Here is a 19,566-nt window from a genome sequence, read left to right on the forward strand (position 1 = left end):
ATATCATAAACGTCGTATTCTCTCCGCCGCCTCTTCGAGTACATCCAGAGGTTTAGAGTAGCAAAAGCGCACCATATTTTTCCCCGCATCGTCATGATAAAATGCCCGTCCCGGAACCGATGCAACTCCTGTTCTTTCCAGTATCGCCATCGCTTTTTCAAAATCATCATTTCCCATAACACTGCTCACATCGGTCATAACGTAATACGCACCTGATGGAACACTCGGAATGAGCCCCGCATCACGAAGCGCATCGCAGAAAAGATCACGTTTATGCTCGTGGATTCGGGCAAGCTCGGTGTAATACCCATCTCCCAGAGTCTCTAACCCGACCGCCGCACCGATCTGTAACGGTGCGGGGGCGCAGACGTAGATGAGATCGTTGAGTTGTGCCATCGCTTCGATAACGCTCACGGGAGCTATGGCGTATCCCAACCGCCAACCCGTAATACTGAATACTTTGGAAAAGCCTGAGAGGACAACGCATCTCTCTTTTAAACTCGGAACACTGAGTGCCGTGATATGAACTGCATCGCCGTACAAAAAGTGCTCATACATCTCATCGGCAAACACGATCAGATCGTGTTTTTCGGCAAAATGCCCGATTGCTTCGAGTTCGTCACGGGTATAAACTTTACCGCTCGGGTTAGCGGGGTTACAGATCACCATCGCTCTCGTTTTAGAGGTAACAACCGCTTCGAGTACATCCATATCCAGTTTCCACTCAGGAGTTTCAAGACGGACATAGGTCGGGACAGCTCCTAGTGAGGTAAGAGTGGAGCGGTGATATCCATAATACGGCTCAAATAAAATCACCTCATCGAGAGGGTTCAAGAGCGCCATACACGCCGTGTAAAATGCCCCTGTCGCTCCATCAGAGACAAGCACCTGCTCAGGCGCGATTTCGACCTCATAAAACCGTTTCATTTTAGCGGCTATTGCAGAACGTAATCGGGGCAATCCCTCGGTCGGAGTATAAATATTAATCCCCTCATTCATCGCCGCATATGCCCCCTCGATCACCTCGCGGGGCACTTCGAGATCGCAGACTCCCTGCGCCATATTGATCCCGTTCAGTGCATTACACGCTCTCGTCATAGAACGGATATGGGATTGTTCGATTGTGCCGCTTCGTTGACTCAGTTTCATAAAAATATCTCCATTATTAAAAATGAGATTATAACTTATCGCGCAAAATCTTGACGAGTATTGCCAGTAAAACGACTCCTGAGCCTACCAAAAAGAGCGCTCCTATTTTCCAAAGCACTGTATTCGCTAATCCTATTGCAATCGCTATAGCAATCAGTCCGCTCACACCCAATCCCCATTGGACATTAGCCCATCGTGCAGGGAGAAGCTGATGAAGCATCGGCACTTCCCTCTCATCGAGATAGGGAGCGTAGCGCTCAAACCACACCAAAAAAGGGACAATTTTATATAAATGGGCGGTAATCAAAAATCCTAAAAATCCGGCCGTTAAAAACCAAAAAGAGAGCAATATCGCTTTTTCGCTTCCTACTATAATCCCGTAAATGCCTAACCCCATCGAGACACTCAGTGCGACAAACGCTACCGCGACGGAGCGTTCCCAAATATCGCTATAACGCCGTTTTTTCGAGCTAAAGATCCGATATACCTGCACCATATAATAGACAACCGATCCTATCCCAAAGAACAGTGCAATCCTCTCTAACGACTCTATTTGTAATGCCGACGCAAAGATCATTACACTCACCGAGACTATCATCGTCGTAAAGCTGATCGTATGATCTCTATCACTTGGGCGATTGCACGCGCCGAACATCGGAAGCAATACCGTACTCACTCCCATAATGTTGAGCATCACGTATCCGCCGAATACGGCAAAAATATGCCCCATTCGCCACTGAATAGGATCGATGGGAATTATCCCCGCATACCCGAATGCCATCATTACTCCGATCCCTAAACCGACACTTAAAAAGAGGGTACTCCACTGCATCGAGAGAGTAACACTGGTTCGACGACGACTGGTGCGCAGAGTGATAAACAGATTAAACGCAAAAAGACCCAAACCACCCAAGATAATGCCTCCTCCGAACGGAAGTATCTTTGCATCGATGTAAAACCCCGCCAGAAGTACCGCCGTTCCAAGAGCTAAAAGAGGCCAGATCCATCCGAATACTTTTGGATAACGATGATGAGCCTCCCCTACCACAACAGAAAGCTGTCCCATTGCCCCGATAATGACCATCATCACAAATCCGATCATATAGGCATGTACCCACCCGATTACTCTGACATCGCGCAGAGTTATATCGGGTTGTAAAAACAATAGGAAACTCATTGCGAGAATATAGAAAACGACTGCCACTACAAAATAAGGGGCAATCAGACGAAGGGGGAGCGAAAAATCGGGAGAGACGTTCATGCAGACTCTTTTTAAGTGCGATTGTAACTCAGACGATTACGGAAGAGATTGATTCGTATCAAGATCGTTTATTCGAATAATGAGGCTATTGAGTCGATCTTTAAAATAGATCTCCCCTTTTCCTCTACGATAGATGATGTCCATCTCATCGTTACGAATAAACTGAAACAACCGTCCGTCACACATCTCCTCTTTCCCTCGACCCGCAAAAATATCTTTGCCCAACACAATATTACGCATCGTGTCAGCGGGATAATCAGGGTATAAATACTCTTTGACAAATGCCTCTTCACTCATACATCCGTTGCTCACACACACTAGTGAATCGATCGAAATTTTCTCTACCGCAACTCCGGCAGTAAAGAGTTCCACCTCTACCGATGTTTCATCATGGCGAATATACCCCGTATCGGCAAATTTGAGTTTCGGGGTTTTGAGGGTGATAATTTTGGGTTCACTAAACTGATAATGCTTGGTTGAACACCCTGTAATTAGAATGAGAAGGATACTAACCCATAGGATAAAGAATTTTTGCATGTACCTCATCCAGTTTTTGGAGTATTTCACTATTCAAAGTGACGTTCATTGCCGCCAAACTCGCATCGAGCTGTTCAGGCGTTGTTGCCCCGATAATCGTCGAAGCGACAAAATCAAACTGTTTGCTCCATGCAATCGCCATTGTCACCGGATGTAATCCTGCTTCGGCTGCAATACGGAGATACTCTTGTGTCGAGAGAAGTGTTTTATCGTTCATAAACCGTGCCGCCATCAGACGTTGACGTTTGTTTGAAGATTTGACGTAATCGCTAAATCGTCCGTGGGCATTGATATCCTGATTGTATTTCCCGCTCAACACCCCGCCACCCAACGGTGAGTATGGGAGGAGTGAAATTTTCTCTTCTCGGCACAATGCGCCGATCTCGGTCAAATCACGTCGGTTAAGAAGTGAAAAATTATTCTGGATTGACTCGAAACGGGCCAATTTTTCGTATTTGGAAACCATCAACGATTTCATCGTCCCCCGCGCAGTGTCGTTAGAGGTTCCGATATAGCGAACCTTGCCGCTTTGCACCAATGCATCGAATGCCCTCATTGACTCCTCGATAGGGACAATCGTATCGGGCCAGTGCATTTGATAGAGATCGATATAGTCCGTTCCGAGCCGTTTGAGTGATCCCTCAATCGCCCTCTCGATATGAAACCGATCAATCGCCGTGTAGCCGTGACGGATCGGAGGGACAAACCACCCCGACGCGGCACCCGCCACTTTTGTCGCCAAAATAACCGAATCACGAGGTCTTGTTTTGAGCCAGCGCCCCACCATCTCCTCGGTCAATCCGACAAGACTCTCTTGCGGGGGAACGGGATAGAGCTCCGCCGTATCGAAAAAATTCACCCCTGCATCATAGGCTTTATCCATAATCGCAAAGGCATTTTTCTCATCACATTGGCTTCCGAACGTCATTGTCCCCATACATATAGGTGATACCCGTAACCCGCTCCGCCCGATATAGCGATACTCCATACATTCTCTTTTAAGTGTAATAAATTTCTAATGCTATTCTACCTTTTTTTGAGCTACAATTAAGTTCGTGAAATTTAAACGGGAGACAACAATGCTCAATATTCTCCGTGAAGCACAAGAGCAATTTCAAAAAATTCATAAACTGCTGCGAAGCAATGCACTCCGAAACAGCGCCTATTATGCACACTTAAATATGGCGACGCAAGAGGCGTATATTACGATGAACGAGGGGATGTGTGCCAATACCACCGTCTGTCATCAGTGTGCCGAGCATCGTGATTTTTTACATTCAATGCTTAGTGTACTTGAAGAGCTCGAAGCAGGAAATCCTCTCTCCACAGATTATGAGACGAAGCTAAAGACTTTTTCAGCAAAAGTTACAGAAATTCTCAAAAAAATATCGGCGGTTCTCTCCTCTTTCTAACCTAGACGCATTAAGCTATAATCTATTCAATGAATAGAAACCTCTTATGCGATTTTTTTCACCTCAATCTTCCCGCAGATATGGAACAATGCGTCGAGCTGTTTGCCATTTTCGGCGGGTACACTGAGCCGATTGACACGGATGAGCCTCTCGAATCACTTATCCGTCGTCACATTCTTGAACCTTTCGAATCTCACCGAAAATACCTTCTCTCAGCTCTTCACGATGATCCTTTATATCTCAATCTTCTTCATGCCATTGCGGTAGGAGATCGGCGAGAAGGATCAGCGTTCCGTCGTGCCCGCATCGGCAAAGAGCGGGGAAATGAGGCTTTTGAGTTTTTACGCTCCAGCGGTTATCTGACATTGGAACGCTCTCGCGAAATGCCGCTGATGCGGGTACATCCCAAACAACGATTTAAAAAAGAGATCGAACACCACCGAATCTCTCATAAATTTCGTTTTGCCTCCCCCTTTTTACGATTCTGGTTTGCCTTTGTGGAACCCTTTTCAAAATCAATCCGAGAGGAAAATACCCACTTTTTTTATGAGCATTTTCATACCCATTTCAATGCCTTTGTCGGCTTCACATTCGAAGAACTGTGCGATCTCTATATTCGTGAGATCTTAGCACCCAAATTTGGGAGTGATATTCTCGACTCAGGGAGCTATTGGAACCGTGAAGTAGAGATCGATCTCCTTACCGAGACGATGGAGGGGGAGACGTGGGTCGGAGAGTGCAAGTGGACAAACCACAAAGTGAATAAAAAAGAGTTTCATAAACTCGAAGAGAAATGTACCAAGCTTTCCCTGATACCGGATAAAATCTTTCTCTTTAGCAAACGGGGATTTTCAAACGAACTGAATGATATGAAAGAGAAACGGCTTTACCGTTTTTACGCCGAAGATTTAAGCCTCTTAACTAACCGCTCTTAATGCGCCGTATGCCTCTTGGAGAAGCTGAAACTTCTCGGTATATTTATTGATAATTTTAGGATTTTTGCTCTGTACTCGGTCGGGATGATACCGTTTTGCCAACGTACGGTACCGTTTTTTCAAATCTTCGGGAGATGAGCCCATCGGTATTTCGAAAATTGCATGATAACGGATCATTTTATCGATGGTATCATTTCCGAACCCCCACCCTTTATAATTTCCATACAGTCGACTCATAAATTCATCATCATATTGGTAGTTGATGGCAAAATGGAGCACTTCGCGACGATTGAGCGTTTTTTCGAGACGTGATTTTGCCGCAGCGGTACTCACATCGATAAAAATATCCTCTTCGCTGGAGCTGGTTACGAGATTGGAAAGCTGCTGTTTAAGATAGCGCATCACCCAGCGGTTCGGAGTCAAAAGAGTAAATTGTACACAGCCGGAATTGTAGGCATATACTTCGATATCCACTTTTTCACTCTCACGATACGGTACTTCAATCCGAACGGCCGCCGTTCTACAACGCTTTAACGATCGGCTGTAAAACGAGCCGGTAAGTTCATTCGCTTTCGTAAAACGCTCACTCAGAGTTTCTAGAAACTCCTCTTTTTGGTCGGAAGAGTTTTCGTTATTGAGAACCAATACCCCGTTATCCAAAAACAGCGTGTTATGGATGTGATGATCGAAAAACTCCTCCATCCACGACTCTTCGAGAGTATTGGTACTCCCTTGAACAAAGATAGCGTTATTGCGTAAAACAACTTTCACGGCAACCCCCGTTAGTAACTCATTACCTTACTAAAGCAAAAGAAGTTCCAGAAAGTTATTTTTTAACAATCTCCCCATAACACTCCGGACGGCGATCACGGATAAGTCCCCAATAGTGGCGGTGTTCGCGAATGGACACAGGATCGAACTCGCTATACAAAATCTCTTCTTTATCACGTGATGCCTCAGCGACTTTTGAGCCCGTATGATCGGTGATGAACGAGGAGCCGTAAAAGGTCAGGGTACAACTCTCCCCCACTTCGACGCCGATGCGGTTGGCGGCAATAACGGGGATAATGTTTGCCGCAGAGTGCCCCATCTGTACCCTCTGCCAATGCGACGCGGAATCGACGCCTATTTCGGGTTCAGACCCGATTGCCGTGGGATAAAAGATCATATCAGCTCCCATGAGAGTAAGACAACGTGCCGTCTCTGGGAACCACTGATCCCAACAGATACCGACACCGACATTACCGAATGCCGTTTGCCACACTTTAAATCCGCTGTCTCCGGGTTCGAAATAAAACTTCTCTTCATATCCGGGACCGTCGGGAATATGAGTTTTACGATAATTCTCCATCACGGTTCCATCCGCGTCGATCATCACGAGAGAATTAAAAAAACGACTCCCATCACGCTCGAAATAGCTGATAGGGAGTACAACACCGAGTTCTTTGGCTAAAGTACTAAACTGAGCAATCAGCGGATTATTTTCAAGCTCACGCGCCCACTCGAAATACTTTTTATCCATATCTTTACAAAAATAGTACCCTTCAAATAATTCCGGGATTAAAATGATATTGGCTCCGTTACGTGCCGCATCACGCACCATGGCTTCGGCTTTTGCTCTGTTTGAAGCTTTATCCTCACACATTTGCATCTGTATTGCCGCAACTTTGACCATTTTTACTCCTTACGCTTCACAATGACAGAATTATAGCATTGCTACTCTCTCTCGCACCTACTACTTACCCTAAAAACATTATTTCATTTTAATCTGTTCAGTGATATTATAATTTAATATGATAAGTTTAGAAGGGGCTAGCATGAAATTAGATACACAATTCAATCCGCTTCCGCAAATCAACAGCGAAACATCCAAAAGAGATAAAACATTAGAAAAAATAGTAGCTGCTACTGAGTTAAAACTAGAAGAGAGTTCTTCACGTACTATCTCGAATATGATGCAAAGCAACATTTCTACTGCTTCACAAGGGTTGATGAATGCAAATGAGGGGATCTCAATGATGCAAATTGCAGGGGGAACTTTAACTTCGTTAAGTGAGCAAACCCAAAAGCTCAATGATCTCAGTGTCCGCCACAATAACGACGCCTTGAATGAATCTCAAAAAGAAGTGTTGCAAGATGAATTTAACCGTACGTTGGAATCAATGCAAGACAGTATCGAGAGCAGCAGTTTTAACGGCAAATCTCTCTTTGGAAGCAATTTTACTTTCTCTTTGGGCGAAGAGAGTATTTCAACGTCTACCCCTGAACTCGCTACTTCTTCTTTATCTATTGAGAGCCTCTATACTATCGAAATGTACAGAGAATCCTTGACCCAAGCCTCTTCAGATATTGGTTCTACGACTAACGCACTGGTCAGTGCAACCGATAGACTTTTAAATCAAATTACTGAAATTTCGGCGGCAAAAAGTCAAATCGCCGATACCGATGTAGCAAATGCTGTCAAAGATTTTCAGCAAAGCGATCTGAAACTTGATATGTCTCAGATCGCTATTGCCCATCAGAACGATATACTTCGACAAAATGTAACGCGATTATTGGGATAGAAAGAGGTTGAAGATCGAATTTTTACATTCGATCTTTAGCTTGGATTCCCAGGAGTGAGAGTCCGGTTTTAATCGAGAGGGCAACAACGAGCAGGAGCTTAAGAAGTTTCGCTTCATCTTCTGTGCCAATGATACGAGTATCATAATAAAATTTATGCAAACGCCCCGCTAACACTTTGAGATAGTCGGGAAGTTTTTGCGCTTGGCGCGATTCGAAAGCATCCTCGATGATTTCCGGCAACAACAACGCTTCAAACAACAATCCGTCCGCATCCGCGCTCAAACCATGCAAACGGGAGAGCATAATGTCATCCATCGTTTTTTCACTTTTCGCGATGAGCGTCTGAATACGGGCATGAGCGTATTGAATATAATAAATCGGATTGGAGCTGTCTTGACGTTTAAGCTCTTCGATATCGAATTCAAGTGCGGTATCGCACTTTTTAGAGGCAAACATAAAACGTAATGCTTCCGCACCGATCTCCTCAACAACATCGCTCATGAGAATCACAGTTCCCGCACGTTTGGACATTTTAAACGGTTCACCATCTTTGAGAAGGCTTACCATTTGAGAGAGGAGTACTTCGAGCTTATCGGAGTCGTATCCTAAAAAGTTAATTGCCGCTTTGACACGCGCAATATAACCGTGATGATCTGCGCCCCAGATATTGATATAATCCTCAAATCCGCGTTCAAACTTTTGATTGTGATAAATAATATCACCCGCAAGGTACGTTGGACGGCCATCTTCACGAACGACTACACGGTCATGATCATCCCCAAACTCTGACGATCGAATAAAGGTTTTACCTTCATTTTGGTAAACACCCTCACCCATTTTTGCCATAACACGATCCCATTCATCATACAATGAAGCTTCACCGACAAAGGTATCAAAGTGGACGTTGATTGCGCTCAAATCATCGACTATAAGGGCTAAGATTTTATCTTTTGCCCACAATGCCAACTCTTTTTGACGGCTCTCATCGCGAAGTGAAGCTTCACCGAAAAGAGAAACGGCTTCACGCGCCAAGTCACTAAGGTACTCACCGCGATAGTATTTTTCCGGCCACTCGACACTCTCACCCAGCAGAGAGCTGCGCCCTTCAAGCTGTAATGAAACGCCGAGCAAATCGATCTGATTTCCCGCATCGTTGACATAATATTCTGCCGTGATGTCATAGCCCAAATGGCGACCCAATCGTAAGATGGTATCACCGTATACTGCACCGCGCGCATGTCCGATGTGAAGCGGTCCTGTCGGGTTTGCACTTACGAATTCAAGGAGGATAGAACCTTTTTTATCGTTACTTCCGAAAGCTTCCCCATGGCCCAAAGCCCAAGTAGCGTACTCATCCAAAAACTGTTCTGAGAGACGGAAATTGATGTACCCTTGAACCGATTCAACAGCGCTGAACGTCGACTCGTCGCTAAATGATCCTGCAATCTCTTCAGCAATCGCCATAGGAGATTTTCGAAGTTCTTTAGCAAGGGAAAAAGCGATAGGGGTAGCGAAGTGACCGAAAGAACGATCTTTCGGTTTTTCGAGAATAACATCACAATTGAATTTATCGCGCAACAGCGCATTGACTCGCTGTTTCAAGGCTTACGCTTGTGTGGTAGTTTTAGGAGCTTCTACCGTTGTAGATGCAGTAGTATCAACTTGTTTTGGAGCGTCAGGCGTTGCAGATGCAGTTGGTGCCGCATCTTCTTCTTTCATCTCTTTTTTGAAATTACGGATCCCTTGACCAATACCTTTGGCAAGATCAGGAATTTTTTTCGCACCGAATAACAAAATAACAATTCCGAAAATCAATAATAATTCAGTTCCGCTTGGCATACTCATGGTAGAGTTCCTTATGTAAAATTAGGTGGAGAAGTATAACGTATTTCGATTAATTCAGCAACGCGTTTTATCAGGAAGCTTCCCATGATTGGACAAATTCATTGATTTGTAATGTGGGGATTTTCATCCTTGCCGCTTTAGCGATTGAGATTAAAATTTTAGCCGCTTCTTCCAGGTCGTCGTTTACCACTAAAAAATCATATTCACTTATCCGTTGAACTTCCCTCTTTGCCATTTCAATTCGACCTGTAATCACCTCTTCGCTATCAGTAGAACGGTTATGCAAACGCCGTTTTAACTCTTCCAAAGAGGGAGTTGTGATAAAAACGGACGTTGTAATATCGCTAAGCCGATTTTGTACGGCATCATGCCCTTGTACATCAATATCAAAAATAACGAGTTTTCCGTCTTTGAGCGCTTTTTTTACCGGTCCTAAAGAGGTTCCGTAATAATTGCCGTGAACCACCGCATATTCCAAAAACATCTCTTGCTCGATTTCACGTTTAAACTCATCAACACTGACAAAATGGTAATGGACTCCGTCCTCTTCCCCCTCTCGCATTGCTCTTGTCGTCGTTGAAATCGAAAAATAGGTAGGACCTATGTGATCTTTAATTTTATTGATCAATGAACTTTTGCCGGCTCCGCTTGGCCCTGATAATACTAATATTGCTCCACTCGCTCGATTCACTTGTCATTCCCAAAATTTATATTGATGCTGATATTCATCCCTTTGAGAGATTTAGTAACATTCTCGTTGGATAGTGCTTTGAGAAGTGCTTGAAGTGCTTCTACCCCTTCGGCATGTGAGACGTTATCCTCTTCCTCAAACGCTTCACTACTCTCTTCTAAGAACCCTGCTTCGCTCATTACTTCATCTAACGTTTCAGCTGCAAGTGATATATCACCCTCATCGCTGTAAACAGCAGGTTCATCATCCTCTAGCTCTTCACCGATAGCTCGTTTCAATTCCCGCTCATCGAGCATGTCTAATTCATCGAAATCTTCCGAATCATCCATCGGTGCAGCTGCACTCTCTTCTTGATTTAGACTCAACTCTTCCAGTGCGGTCTCGTCAAAATCAACTCCAAAATCATCCGATTCCAATTCTCGCTCCAACTCTTCGCTCTCCAACCCGCTGACGGCATCTTCGATTTTAGACTCTAAATCACCCAATTCATCATCATCCATAAGGGAAGATATATCTATATCATCCGCAGGAGCCTCTTCACTCAATGATAGAAGTTCATCCTCCTCGTCCACTCCGACATTTTCCTCTAGAGCGCTAGAAAAGTCAATGTCATCAAAGTCATCTTCATCCAACATTTCTTTGTGCGCTAAGGTATCCTCTTGCGCTAATCGGTCATCTTCTAATACACTGTCAAAATTGAGGATTTCCCCTTCAATTTCGTTAGGAACAAGGTCATCATCAAATGAAAATTCATCGTCAATCTCTAAGTTAAGTCCATTCTCTTCCTGAGGAAGAGTCATTTCGTTGATATCTTGAGCAAAAGCATCCTCTTCCACCCCTAAATGCTCCTCTTCTGTCTCTTCCAAAAGCCCTTGAACTTCCTGCACCTCTTCTTGATCCAAAATTGCCGTTTCCGGAAGTTTTTCGTCAAAATCTTCTAAACTGCTAAAATCAAACTCCTCGTCTGAATCGTTTAAGTGCTCCACATCCATCAACTCATCTTCATGCCCTTCTAAATCCGGAAGGGTATCTTCCAAATTAATGGCATACATCGGTTCAGTAGGGATACTCTCTTTTTTTAGATCACCCTTGGCTTCGGAAGCAACATTTACTTTCTTTTCAATTTGAACAAACATATCTACCAAATCAGTAGGTAAAAACGGTTTATTGATAACGTTGTCAAAGCCCGAAGGTACTGCTTGACCTCGTGTTGCCATAAATAATGTACTTTTAACAATAATTTTTTCATTAAGAGATTCAAACATCTCATCACTGTAGAGTGCATCATCAACGATGAGTAAATCATATTCAGACTCTTCAATCTCATCAACTGACCAAATGACACTCAAATCATCTTTCGTTTTTTGTGCACTGAGAGCTACCAGTTTTCGAACTACCGGATTATCGTTAAAAAGCAAAATTTTCATAATCTTTGCTACCCCTCTTATAGTATGTTCTTGTTCTATCAAAAGCTAAATGGTATCATTGTAACTAAAAAAAAATTAAATGATAAAACTTCTTCTCCTTCTTCTTACTTTTAGCACCGTTTATCCGCAGGAAACTATTTTTAATTTTCCGGATAATCACACCCGATTTATCCACCAAATCAACCGCACTCTAAAAAACAGCTCTCACATCCTTATTGTCACACCGACATATCATCACGCCGAATTAACAAAAGGGCTTTTAGCATCGATTAAAAGAGGAGCTGATGTTAAACTCATCGTTCAAGACCCTCAAGGTGATCCTCTCTCAATGGTGCAATATAAGGGAATTAACCTTTATACATCACCCATATCCCTCGTACAAAGTATTCTTCTTATCGATAAAACATTGGTTTGTATGAGCAATGAAACACTTGATGATGAAATTTTAAATTCTACCCACTCCTCAATCAGATGCAGTGACGAAGCGAGTGAAATAACAGCAATACGTCACGCACTCACTCCCCTTCTAACCCGTTCAAAAAGCTATTTAGAATAATTTTTCAAGATAATTGTAGGCATCCTGAGTTTGGGCCGTTACGATCAAAAGAGTTGCCCCTAGCGTTACCATTAGAACGACAAACGCCACCGCTATTTTAATCGGCATCCCAATGACCAGAAGGTTAAATTGAGGCATTGTTTTCATCAGCATTCCAAAAATAAGATCTGCCAACATTGAGAGTGCCGTAATCGGAAAGGCAATCATAAATCCGACCACAAACATATTCGTCATGGCATGCATAATGTATTGAAACAGTGACGGTGTCATCATAAATCCACCCAGAGGAACCGCAGAAATAGAAGCAGAGGCATATAAAAGGATCCAGTGGTGTAAATCAAATACCAGCAGTACCATCAACGCCAACAGCGCCAAAAACTGGCTTATAATCGGCATCGATACCCCAGATTGCGGATCAATTGCCGAAGCGAGTGAAAATCCCATCATAAACGATATTTGCCCACCCGCAAAAGTAATGACATGGTATGCCAGCTGCAATACAACCCCTACAGCCAATCCGAAAAGCATTTCACCCAAAATAGCAACGGTCAAACTGAGGGCATCTGTCGGAATATTAAGGGGAGGAACGGCACCGAAAAAAAAGATCGTGAAAAAAAAGGCCATCGCCCCTTTTACCGACATCGGAATATTCATATGGGAAAATATGGGAACAGCCATAAAAAGAGCGGTAAATCGAGTAAAAAGGAGAATAAACGCGACAGTTCTCCCTTCGCTGAATATTTCTGCCCATTCCATCTTTTATGCTTCTTTTAGCGTACGATCTTGCATACGATAAATGTGGTTACACCGTGCGGCCAACGACTCATCGTGAGTTACCAACACCATCCCTGCACCGTTTTGGCTCAGGTACTCTTCAAAAATATCCATCACTTCTGATGCCGTTGCACGGTCAAGATTTCCGGTAGGTTCATCCGCAAAAATCAAACGCGGTTTTTTGGATAAGATACGGGCGATTGAGACACGCTGCTGCTGGCCACCGGAGAGTTCCGTCACTTTTTGAGAAATAACTTTATCAATACCAAGACGTTCTAATAAATGTTCATCTATCTTCTGGTGTGCCAGAATAGCGGCAACTTCAAGATTTTCGTGCGCACTAAACCCTTTAAAAAGGTAATGGCTCTGATAAATTAGTCCGAGATCAGAGCGTCTAAGCTGTACCAATGCCGAATCACTCAACGTATAAATATCATTTCCGAAAAGTTCCACTCTCCCCGAATCGGGACGAAGCAATGAGGAGAGAATATGGAGCAAGGTCGATTTTCCGCTGCCGCTCACACCGACAATAGCGATCGATTCTCCTGCGTTTAGTGTGAGAGAAATATCCTCAAAAAGGGGATACTCAAAAGCATGGGATAAAGAGGTTGCGTTTAGTAATATCATAAAGAGATTATAGGGGAAAAATGTTTAAGGGGAGTAAAAATGTGAAGATTCCCCCGAAGGGGAAATAAATGTGAGAGCGGTTTGGCTTACGCCATTTGAGCAGCAACTTCTTCTGCGAAGTTGTCAACTTTTTTCTCTAAACCTTCTCCGACTTCGTATTTAACGAATTCGACGATTTCAGCAGTACCGCCGTGTTTAGCAGCCTCTTTAGTAATCGCTTCAGCAACCGTCATAGAATCATCCATAACGTAGTTTTGATCCAAAAGTGCAAGCTCTTTATCCAAAGTCGTATTGTCCGCTACGAAACGAGCCAATTGACCAGGGATGATGTTTGCCCAGATTTTTTCCGGTTTGCCGTCTGCCAGCAATTTCGCTTTGATCGCTTCTTCAGCCGCAGCCATAACTTCAGGAGTCAATTGTGATGCTGAGATGTACTGAGGAACGTTTTTCAACGGTTTTTTCAAACGTGCTAACTCTTCGTTCTCAGTTTTGATCGCTTCGATACGACCGATAGTTTCCGCTTCTACGAATGCAGGATCGAAATCTTTAGAGGTCAATGTTGTCGGTTTCATTGCCGCAGCGTGCATCGCAACGTTTTTCAACATTGGAGCAAGTGCTTCGGCTACTTTCGCATCCGAACATGCTGCCGCAACAAGAACACCGACACGACCGTTTGAATGAACGTAACCGTTAACACATCCGTTTGCACCTGCATTGAGAGTTGCAAAACGGCGTACTACGATTTTTTCACCGATACGTGCTACTTGAGAGGTAAAGTACTCTGTAAAAGTAGCCGTTTCGTATGCAGTTTCGTTCAACTCTTCAACACTGCTGACACCTGTAGTAAATACGTGTGCCGCTGTGTTGCCGACAAGATTGATGAAACCGTCGTTTTTAGCAACGAAATCGGTTTCAGAGTTAACTTCAACCAAAGACGCTGATGTAAATGTATCGGAAACTTTAAGACCCAAAAGTCCCTCAGCTGCTACGCGATCCGCTTTTTTAGCGGTTTGCGCCATACCACGGTCACGCAAAAATTCTTTTGCTTTTTCCATGTCGCCATCACACTCAGTGAGGGCTTTTTTACAATCCATCATCGGCGCATCAGTCGCCGCGCGGAGGTCTTTTACCATCGCTGCTGTAACTTCTGCCATGATTACGCTTCCTCTGCTACTACTGCTACTTCTTCAACAGCCGCTTCAACTGCTACTTCAGATGCAACTTCTTCTTCCGCTACCGCTTCGTCGTTTCCGCCGTTGCGAAGTGCTTTACCTTCGTTGATCGCTTCAGCCATTTCTTTACAGAAAAGTTGAATAGAACGGATTGCATCGTCATTTCCAGGGATTGGAATGTCGATAACGTCCGGATCACAGTTAGTATCAAGTGGAGCAACAACTTGGATTCCAAGGTTACGTGCTTCTTGAACCGCGATGTGTTCTTTTACCGCATCGATAACGAACATCAAATCAGGCAAAGTTTTCATATGACGGATACCGCCGAGGTATGCAATCAATTTTTCTTTTTGACGATTCATCATCAACGCTTCTTTTTTAGTCAAAAGGTTGATTTGTCCGTTTGCTTGCATCTCTTCGATGATATCAAGTTTACGGATTGATTTTTGGATAGTCGGGAAGTTTGTCAACATTCCACCCAACCAGCGGTTGTCAACGTATGGCATTCCACATTTTTCAGCCGCATCACGGATTGCAACACGAGCTTGTTTTTTTGTTCCTACGAAAAGAACTGTTTTACCTTCAGCCGCAGCATCAACAACTTGTTGATACGCATTGCGGAAATAACGCAATGTTTTTTGAAGATCGATGATGTAAATGTTTTTACGAACACCGAAAATGTATTTTTTCATTTTCGGATTCCAACGACGTGTTTGGTGACCAAAGTGTACACCACATTCCAAAAGGTCTTTCATAGTTACCATAAGTGGCTCCTGTGTTAATGTATTTTTTTGTTCATTCGTTTACTTGGGCGAGCGCAAACAGAGCCGATGAGACATCGGATGCACGAGAACAGCACGATTCGCTTGCGATTTTTTTCTTACGTCATAAAATGAGGAGAGAAAATCGGGCGGATTATACTGAATTGGCTCTTAAATTTAGCTGTGTTTAATATTAGAGTTTTGTCACGTTTTTATCACACTTTTTTTCACTTATTCAAATTACTTTTATATAATTTTTGTTAATATCATCACACGACATAATGCAAGGGCATTAAACAAGGAGAAATTGATGAGACAACGGATTTTAGGTTCAGTCATCACTGCCGCATTACTGACCACCAACACATTCGCAAATGATGCGCTGTTAGAACGATTTGAAAAAATGGAAAAAGAGATGGCGGCACTCAAAGCTGAGTTGAACGCACTCAAAGCCGAAAACTCCAAACTAAGCACTCAACTCTCAACCCCTGCGGCTACCGGTTCAAAAACGGAAGTTGCAACTACCGGAAAAGTCAATGAGACCCTTGAAGATATGCAAGATCAGATTGATAAATTGAATAAAAAATCCAATGGCAACAATTTAAAATTCGGTGTTGATTTCCGCACCAGTTTGGACAACATTCATTATGAAATGGCGGATGGAAGCAAGCAGAAAAACGATGCCCTCTTCAGTAACCGTTTATGGCTCAATATGAGCTATGCGGCAACCAAAGAGCTCAGTTTTGTGGGGCAATTGGCTTACAATAAATTTTTTGGCGAACGTGCTGTACCCACTGCAAGCTCTGCCATGGATGGATTTGACTGGGTCAGCGGTGAATCGGCATACGATGATACCCTTCGAGTCCGATCTGCCTATTTTTTCTATAATGACGATGAGTTTTTCGGCACCGATACTCCATGGACAATCAGTATCGGTCGCCGCCCTTCGACGGAAGGACATCTTGTCAATTTTCGTGACGATGTTGAAGCTTCCTCCCCCCTTGCCCATACAATTAACGTCGAATTCGATGGTGCCAGTGCTAAATTTGGTATGGAAGAGTTGATTGGCTTGGATGGCTCGTATTTCAAACTCTGTGCTGGACGTGGAATGAGTGAAGCCGAGCCACGATTTGCAGGAACCCCATATTCAGGAGATGGCTCTACTACAACTAATAATATTGATATGGTAGGAATCATTGTCGTCCCTTATGATGATAAGCAATACAGCAGCGGACTTCAATATACCTATGCCAATAATTTAATTGATCAAATAACTCCGGGCGGAGCTATGGAAACCGTCGGCGGATTGCACACGGCAACCGCATTTGCGATGGTACACGGTATCGGTGATGGTATCAGCGATTTCTTAGATGATTCGATGATTTTTGTCAGCGGTGCAATGTCTAAAACCGATCCGTATGCAGATAAACAGGGAATGCTAGGCTCAACTGAAAGTCAAACCGGTTACAGCTACTGGATTGGAACCCAATTTCCATCCTTTATCAGCGAGGAGGGTCGATGGGGAGCAGAGTTTAACCATGGTTCCAACTACTGGCGTCCGATCACCTACGGTGAAGACACCCTTATCGGATCGAAAATCGCCGCTCGCGGTGATGCGTATGAACTTTATTTCACTGAACCGTTGGTTGAGGATATCCTAACTTTTCAACTACGCTATACCTATATTGATTACGATTATGCCGGAAGTAACGGATTTTTTGGAAGTACTACAGGTACACCTAGCGCTATCTCCAGCAGTATGCCAGGTGCCGCTAACTATGTCGATAAAGCCCAAGATATCCGAGCTTATATTCGCTATAAATTCTAATTCTCTCGTCATCCTAAACTTGATTCAGGATCTAAGATTGCGGATCTAGTCCGCAATGACAACTCTCATCCTACTAGTTTTGCCAATTCCTCTTTCACTTTAACCACATGATCTTTGACTTTGACATTCGTCCAAGCGGCTTTTACAATCCCTTTTGGATCGATGATATAGGTGGATCGGACGATCCCCATATACTCTTTTCCGTAATTCTTTTTCATCGCCCATACACCGTAATCTTGCATCATTTGCGTGGTCGGATCACTGAGGAGGGTAATATCCAGATTTTGTTTTTCGATAAAACGACGGTGTGATGTAGTGCTATCGGCACTTACCCCAAGGATAATCGCGCCCAAATCATCATACTCATCCATTGCTGCCGTAAATTCGCATGCTTCGGTAGTACATCCCGGTGTTGAATCTTTCGGGTAAAAATACAAAACAATCCATTTACCCCGCAAGTCACGTGAACAAATCTCTACATCGTCTTGGTTACTCAAACAAAAATCGGGGGAAACACTTCCTACTTCTAACATTTTTAATACCTTTTTATAAAATTACGATTGATTTAATTTCCGTAAACTCTTCGATGGCAAACCGAGGCCCTTCACGCCCGACACCGCTCAGTTTGACACCGCCATAGGGCTGAATGTCAAAACGAAGCGTCGGCATATCGTTGATCACAACACCACCCGCATCCAGCTCATCAATCGCTTTCGTCGCATGGGAAAGGTTATTCGTGAAGACCGAAAACTGCAGTCCGTACGGTGAATTATTCATTTTCTCAATGGCATCGTCTATTCCATGTACCCGCACCAAACTCACAATCGGAGCAAATACCTCTTCACAGACGATTTTCATCGACTCATGCACATCCGCCATGACGCACGGATAAAAAATTCGCCCTTCGCGTCGAGGCGGAGTGAGAGGACGTGCCCCCTCTTCTATTGCACTCTCGACCCAGCTCATAGCACGCTCCGCTGCCTCGTCATTAATCAATGGTCCTAAAAACGTTGATTCTTCATACGGTGAACCGACTACAAGTTTCGATGTCGCTTCCGCCATCTTTTGGGCGAAGGTGTCATAAATAGTACTATCAACATAAATACGTTGCAACGAGATACATACCTGCCCCGAGTTGACAAATGCCCCGATAGCACAGCGTGATGCCGCATACTCCAGATCGGCACTCGTATCGATATAAGTCGCTGCATTGCCGCCGAGTTCCAATGAGACTTTTTTGATCCCCGCACTTTTCGTAATGATATTTCCGACACTGACCGATCCGGTAAAACTGATAACACGGGGAATATCACTGCTGACTAACGTGCTTCCCACTTCCGCATCGCCGTAGACGACACTCAGAGCATCGGGGGTGGCGAAAGGGCTTTCGATAAACAGCTGTGCGAGTTTGTAGGCACAAAGCGGTGCTTCGGGGGTTGGTTTGAGGACAACCGCATTCCCCGCCACCAATGCGGGGGCGAGTTTGTGGGCAACAAGGTTGAGCGGAAAGTTAAATGGAGTAATCGCTACGACAACTCCAACCGCCTCTCGTCGCCAATAGGCATGAGCAGCTCTTCCGCTTGGCATAGCATCGGTATTAATCGTCTCACCGTGCATGGTACGCATCGTCTCGGCGGAGAGGGTGATCGTCTCGATACAACGGTCCACTTCGATCCGTGCGTAGGTGATCGGTTTGCCCACCTCATCGCACAACACTTTTGCGAACGATTCACGCTGTTGATGGAGCTTAAAAGCAACATCTAATAACCAAGCACATCGCTGATGCAAAGGAACTTTTTTAGCAATCTTAGCCGCATTTTGCGCAATAATAAGTGTTTGGCGTGCATCTTCCGCTCCACAAATCGCCGAGCGTGAGACAACACGCCCATCATACGGGCTGAGACGCTCGGTATAACTGGAATCTACAATTTGACGTGATCCCATCCAAACGTGTGCGTCCATATTTGACTCCCCTATTTTCGTAAATGTTCAAAATTATACAAATCATGACATAAAAAATCTTGGT

General features: G+C 44.1%; 21 protein-coding genes. 5 read left to right on the top strand and 16 right to left on the bottom strand.

Annotation, left to right across the window (positions count from 1 at the left end; all coding sequences use genetic code 11):
• Positions 1–3: 3 nt before the first annotated feature.
• Genes Q8O20_RS02150 through Q8O20_RS02165 form a run of 4 tightly spaced genes read right to left on the bottom strand, consistent with a single transcriptional unit; the run spans position 4 to position 3,935 of the window.
• Positions 4–1,149 carry a pyridoxal phosphate-dependent aminotransferase gene (locus tag Q8O20_RS02150; protein ID WP_305529799.1) on the bottom strand — a complete coding sequence of 382 codons (1,146 nt, stop codon included), beginning with the start codon at positions 1,147–1,149 and terminating at the stop codon, positions 4–6.
• Positions 1,150–1,177: 28 nt separating this feature from the next.
• Positions 1,178–2,410, bottom strand: coding sequence for a hypothetical protein (locus Q8O20_RS02155; RefSeq protein WP_305529801.1), 1,233 nt, complete (start codon positions 2,408–2,410; stop codon positions 1,178–1,180).
• Positions 2,411–2,446: 36 nt separating this feature from the next.
• Complete coding sequence (locus Q8O20_RS02160) at positions 2,447–2,947, bottom strand: hypothetical protein (RefSeq protein ID WP_305529802.1); 501 nt, start codon at positions 2,945–2,947, stop codon at positions 2,447–2,449.
• Complete coding sequence (locus Q8O20_RS02165) at positions 2,919–3,935, bottom strand: aldo/keto reductase (RefSeq protein ID WP_305529803.1); 1,017 nt, start codon at positions 3,933–3,935, stop codon at positions 2,919–2,921. Before Q8O20_RS02165 ends, Q8O20_RS02160 begins: the two co-directional genes overlap by 29 nt.
• Before the next feature lie 67 nt (positions 3,936–4,002).
• Here Q8O20_RS02165 and Q8O20_RS02170 point away from each other — a divergent pair, with 67 nt between their 5' ends.
• Together Q8O20_RS02170 and Q8O20_RS02175 are read left to right on the top strand one after the other, a co-directional pair.
• Positions 4,003–4,359: a hypothetical protein gene (locus Q8O20_RS02170; RefSeq protein WP_305529804.1), complete on the top strand. Its 357-nt coding sequence runs from the start codon at positions 4,003–4,005 to the stop codon at positions 4,357–4,359.
• A 29-nt stretch (positions 4,360–4,388) separates the two neighbouring features.
• Positions 4,389–5,294, top strand: a complete 906-nt coding sequence (locus Q8O20_RS02175; protein WP_305529805.1) for a DUF234 domain-containing protein — start codon at positions 4,389–4,391, stop codon at positions 5,292–5,294.
• Here the strand turns inward: Q8O20_RS02175 and Q8O20_RS02180 are convergent.
• Positions 5,277–6,065: a J domain-containing protein gene (locus Q8O20_RS02180; protein WP_305529806.1), complete on the bottom strand. Its 789-nt coding sequence runs from the start codon at positions 6,063–6,065 to the stop codon at positions 5,277–5,279. The two genes, Q8O20_RS02175 and Q8O20_RS02180, sit on opposite strands and share 18 nt — an antisense overlap.
• A 55-nt stretch (positions 6,066–6,120) precedes the next feature.
• Positions 6,121–6,969: an N-carbamoylputrescine amidase gene (aguB, locus tag Q8O20_RS02185; protein ID WP_305529807.1), complete on the bottom strand. Its 849-nt coding sequence runs from the start codon at positions 6,967–6,969 to the stop codon at positions 6,121–6,123.
• A gap of 142 nt (positions 6,970–7,111) precedes the next feature.
• On the opposite strand from aguB, the gene Q8O20_RS02190 reads away from it, so the two are divergent.
• Positions 7,112–7,858, top strand: coding sequence for a flagellin (locus Q8O20_RS02190; RefSeq protein WP_305529808.1), 747 nt, complete (start codon positions 7,112–7,114; stop codon positions 7,856–7,858).
• Between the two features lie 22 nt (positions 7,859–7,880).
• Here Q8O20_RS02190 and argS read toward each other — a convergent pair whose 3' ends face one another.
• The 4 genes from argS to Q8O20_RS02210 all read right to left on the bottom strand — a co-directional run bounded on the left by argS (position 7,881) and on the right by Q8O20_RS02210 (position 11,822).
• The gene (gene argS / locus Q8O20_RS02195; protein ID WP_305529809.1) at positions 7,881–9,461 is read right to left on the bottom strand and encodes an arginine--tRNA ligase; all 1,581 of its coding nucleotides are present in this window, start codon (positions 9,459–9,461) and stop codon (positions 7,881–7,883) included.
• 3 nt (positions 9,462–9,464) lie between these two features.
• The gene (locus Q8O20_RS02200) at positions 9,465–9,704 is read right to left on the bottom strand and encodes a twin-arginine translocase TatA/TatE family subunit (protein WP_304740720.1); all 240 of its coding nucleotides are present in this window, start codon (positions 9,702–9,704) and stop codon (positions 9,465–9,467) included.
• Between the two features lie 70 nt (positions 9,705–9,774).
• Positions 9,775–10,395 carry a guanylate kinase gene (gene gmk / locus Q8O20_RS02205; protein ID WP_305529811.1) on the bottom strand — a complete coding sequence of 207 codons (621 nt, stop codon included), beginning with the start codon at positions 10,393–10,395 and terminating at the stop codon, positions 9,775–9,777.
• Positions 10,392–11,822: a hypothetical protein gene (locus Q8O20_RS02210; protein WP_305529812.1), complete on the bottom strand. Its 1,431-nt coding sequence runs from the start codon at positions 11,820–11,822 to the stop codon at positions 10,392–10,394. The genes gmk and Q8O20_RS02210 overlap by 4 nt, the downstream gene beginning before the upstream one ends.
• Positions 11,823–11,901: 79 nt before the next feature.
• Here Q8O20_RS02210 and Q8O20_RS02215 point away from each other — a divergent pair, with 79 nt between their 5' ends.
• The gene (locus tag Q8O20_RS02215) at positions 11,902–12,378 is read left to right on the top strand and encodes a hypothetical protein (RefSeq protein ID WP_305529813.1); all 477 of its coding nucleotides are present in this window, start codon (positions 11,902–11,904) and stop codon (positions 12,376–12,378) included.
• On the opposite strand, the gene fliR is transcribed toward Q8O20_RS02215, so the two are convergent.
• From fliR to rpsB, 4 genes are all read right to left on the bottom strand, one after another.
• A complete protein-coding gene (gene fliR, locus Q8O20_RS02220) occupies positions 12,370–13,134 on the bottom strand; it encodes a flagellar biosynthetic protein FliR (protein WP_305529814.1) in 765 nt (254 codons plus the stop codon). The two genes, Q8O20_RS02215 and fliR, sit on opposite strands and share 9 nt — an antisense overlap.
• A 3-nt stretch (positions 13,135–13,137) precedes the next feature.
• A complete protein-coding gene (locus tag Q8O20_RS02225) occupies positions 13,138–13,779 on the bottom strand; it encodes an ABC transporter ATP-binding protein (RefSeq protein ID WP_305529815.1) in 642 nt (213 codons plus the stop codon).
• Between the two features lie 86 nt (positions 13,780–13,865).
• Positions 13,866–14,933 (bottom strand): translation elongation factor Ts, encoded by a 1,068-nt coding sequence (gene tsf / locus Q8O20_RS02230; protein ID WP_305529816.1) that lies wholly within the window; start codon positions 14,931–14,933, stop codon positions 13,866–13,868.
• Between the two features lie 2 nt (positions 14,934–14,935).
• The gene (gene rpsB / locus Q8O20_RS02235; RefSeq protein ID WP_304740735.1) at positions 14,936–15,715 is read right to left on the bottom strand and encodes a 30S ribosomal protein S2; all 780 of its coding nucleotides are present in this window, start codon (positions 15,713–15,715) and stop codon (positions 14,936–14,938) included.
• A 307-nt stretch (positions 15,716–16,022) separates the two neighbouring features.
• On the opposite strand from rpsB, the gene Q8O20_RS02240 reads away from it, so the two are divergent.
• Positions 16,023–17,540 carry a DUF3373 family protein gene (locus Q8O20_RS02240; protein WP_305529817.1) on the top strand — a complete coding sequence of 506 codons (1,518 nt, stop codon included), beginning with the start codon at positions 16,023–16,025 and terminating at the stop codon, positions 17,538–17,540.
• A 65-nt stretch (positions 17,541–17,605) separates the two neighbouring features.
• Here the strand turns inward: Q8O20_RS02240 and Q8O20_RS02245 are convergent, their stop codons facing one another.
• A complete protein-coding gene (locus Q8O20_RS02245; RefSeq protein ID WP_305529818.1) occupies positions 17,606–18,073 on the bottom strand; it encodes a peroxiredoxin in 468 nt (155 codons plus the stop codon).
• A gap of 13 nt (positions 18,074–18,086) precedes the next feature.
• Positions 18,087–19,502, bottom strand: a complete 1,416-nt coding sequence (locus Q8O20_RS02250) for an aldehyde dehydrogenase family protein (RefSeq protein ID WP_305529819.1) — start codon at positions 19,500–19,502, stop codon at positions 18,087–18,089.
• Positions 19,503–19,566: the final 64 nt, after the last annotated feature.

It is taken from the genome of Sulfuricurvum sp., assembly GCF_030691015.1.
Taxonomy (GTDB): Bacteria; Campylobacterota; Campylobacteria; order Campylobacterales; family Sulfurimonadaceae; genus Sulfuricurvum.